Below are 2,744 nucleotides of genomic sequence, written 5' to 3'. Positions count from 1 at the left end.
GATGTCCTTGGCCGCCACCGCGCTTTTCTGCGCCAGGGTGCGCACTTCACTGGCCACGACCGCAAAGCCGCGGCCCTGCGTGCCGGCGCGCGCCGCTTCAACCGCCGCGTTCAGCGCCAGGATGTTGGTCTGGAAGGCGATGCTGTTAATCACGCTGGTAATGTCTTCAATGCGCTTCGAGTTCGCCGCGATGGTATTCATCGTGTCGATCACTTCACGGGTCACCGCTTCACCGGTGTGGGCATTTTTCACAGCGTCCTGCACCAGCTTCCCGGCCTGATACACGTTATCGGTATTGTTCGCCACCGTCGCGCTCAGCTCTTCCATGCTGGCCGCCGTCTGGGTTAACGCCGAAGCCTGCTGCTCGGTGCGTGACGCCAGGTCGATATTACCGGAGGCAATCTCCTGGGCTGCGTGCGTTACGGTATGGCTCGCATCGCGCACCTGGGCGATGGTCGCCAGCAGCGCCTGACGCATCTGCTCCATCGAGCCCATCAGATGGTCGATTTCGTTGCCTGTACTCCCCTTCACCGGCACCGGAATGTCCAGCTTGCCTGCCGCAATCTGGCTGCAGTGCTCGCGCGCCAGGTTGACCGGCGCAAAAACAAAGCGCTTCATCAGCAGGCTGACGGCGACAATCACCACCACAAACAGGCTGGCGATAGCGGCAATGATCGCCAGACCAGAGACGAAGTTACTGCTCGCATCTTCGTTCAGGCTTTTGGCGTATTTCTGGTGGACGGAAAGGACCTGGTCGAGAACGATCTCGTACTGGCGGTCGAGGCGGGAGACTTCCGGGATCAGCGCGTTAAATTTGGCGACATCGTGCGCCTCGGCGGCATCGATCAGCGGCGCCAGCCCCTGATTGCGGTAGTTTTGCCAGGCATCCTGATAGGCAGTGACCAGCGGCGCTTCATCGCTCAGGCGCGGCGACGCCATAAAGGCCGCAAAGGCGTGGTCCGCTTTGGTTAGCGCCTCTTTCACGGCGGTAAGCTTTGCAGCGCCGTCCGCCGCGTTGCCCGCTTCCACCATCTTCACATACTCCATCACCCGCACGCGCAGCGTACGGCTATGGTTGATCGGGTCAATAATGGACAGCACAACCTGGATCTCTTTGTTGACGTTATCCAGCGAATTATTACTTTTAATGATGAGGCCAACGCTGGTGACGGTGCTGACAACAAAGAAGAAAAGCAGCGAGAACAGGACAATCAGGGATGACTTTTTCAACGACATAAACCAATACCTCAAGGAGAATTATTCCTTATGGTTATCGGCGCTTCCAAAACTTAAATTAATTAAAGTTATTGATGTATCGGTCCGGGCTATATTGCTCACTTATAGCGCCGCTGCAGGGTGGCAGACAGCTTGCGTTGCAACGGTTCCGGGGTCTCCCCCTCGATCAATTTGCTAATCAAATCAAAGCAGTGCCACGCCAGCTGGCGGTTATCCTGGCGGATGGTATCCACCGGGATCGTCAGCGAATCGTAGAGATAGTGATCGTCAAAACTGGCTAACCTGATATCGCTTTGCAGCAGGTTATGCTGGCCCATATAGCGCAGCACCCCTTCCAGCAGCCCGCAGGCGGCGGCGAAGAGCGCTTTCGGCGGACGCCCCAGGCGGGCGCAGAGTTCAGCAAACATCTCGTATCCGGAGCTCGGATGATAGTTGCCGTGAATGATCCACTCGGGCCGCAGCGCCACACCGGCCTCACGCAGCCCTTGCTTAAAGCCTTCCAGGCGGTCGCGCGTGGGCGACAGGCGGGGCTGGCCGCCGAGAAAGTAGAACTCATCAGGATGCTGGCGCGCAATGTCCGCCACCAGTTCGGTCGTCGGGGTAATGGAATCGGTGATCACCAGCGGCAGCGCGCTGTCGTTGATGTGGCGGTCAAACAGAACCACCGGCAGCTGCTCGCTCAGCTTATGGTAGTCCGCGTCGTTGAGCATGCTGGAGGCCACAATCAGCCCGTCCACCTGGCGCGCCACCATGTTGTTCACCACCACCGTCTCCTGCCCCGGGTTTTCATCGCTGCAGGAGATCAGCAGCTGAACGCCCGCCTCGCGGCACAGCGTTTCCAGCTCGTGAGAAAAGACGGCAAAACCGTAGTTGGTGATCTCCGGGACCACCAGACCAATGGTGTGGCTGCGGTTATCGCGCAGCGAGCGGGCGTGAATGCTGGGCTGATAGTGGTGCTCTTTTGCAATTGCCAGCACGCGCTCGCGCGTCTCTTCCGCCACGCGAAGCTCTTTGCTGCGACCGTTCAGGACCAGGCTGGCGGTGGCTTTTGACACACCCGCCAGCTCCGCGATGTCTTTAATGGTGACGCGTTTTGTTTTTCTCACAACGACTTAGATCCGGCTGCCAAAACCCTCATTCTATCATGCAGGCGCGCAGCGACCAGTAGCGTAATGTGATATCGGACGCACCTTCGAATCGCACCCGGGCCGGATGGTCAGGAAAATAGCGGCTGCTCATCACCCCTTCACCGTGATTGATGAAAATTTCAACGCTGGAACGGTCGCACAGAACGCGCAAATGACGGACGTCGCCCTGCCAGTAGCGGTTCAGCATTTCATCGGTTTTCAGGCTCGCGCGTTCAAGACGTATGCCCTGCTCATCAACCGTGAGACGCAGCGCGCCGCCAAAATCGACATTCACCTGCGATGCGCCCAGCTCAAACTCCAGGCGCGTGGCGTCCAGGTCTGGCGCGTCGCTGGCGCGTCCCTGCCAGCGCTGCTCATCTT

The 2,744-nt window shown here is 58.8% G+C and carries 3 protein-coding genes; all 3 read right to left on the bottom strand.

Translation table 11 applies throughout. From position 1 onward, the window contains the following. Positions 1 to 1,236, bottom strand: a 1,236-nt coding sequence (locus tag DOU50_RS00530; protein WP_148768494.1) for a methyl-accepting chemotaxis protein, incomplete at its 3' end; no start/stop codon positions are given. 98 nt (positions 1,237 to 1,334) lie between these two features. Then, the gene (locus DOU50_RS00525) at positions 1,335 to 2,342 is read right to left on the bottom strand and encodes a LacI family DNA-binding transcriptional regulator (protein ID WP_148768493.1); all 1,008 of its coding nucleotides are present in this window, start codon (positions 2,340 to 2,342) and stop codon (positions 1,335 to 1,337) included. Positions 2,343 to 2,370: 28 nt separating this feature from the next. Further along, positions 2,371 to 2,744 (bottom strand): GH32 C-terminal domain-containing protein (locus DOU50_RS00520; RefSeq protein WP_194266103.1); only part of this gene is annotated, 374 nt, incomplete at its 5' end.

The organism is Enterobacter sp. C6 (assembly GCF_008122455.1).
Classification (GTDB): Bacteria; Pseudomonadota; Gammaproteobacteria; order Enterobacterales; family Enterobacteriaceae; genus Enterobacter; species Enterobacter pseudoroggenkampii.
Note: the sequence above shows the minus strand (reverse complement) of the source record. Positions and strands in the feature narration are given on the sequence as shown.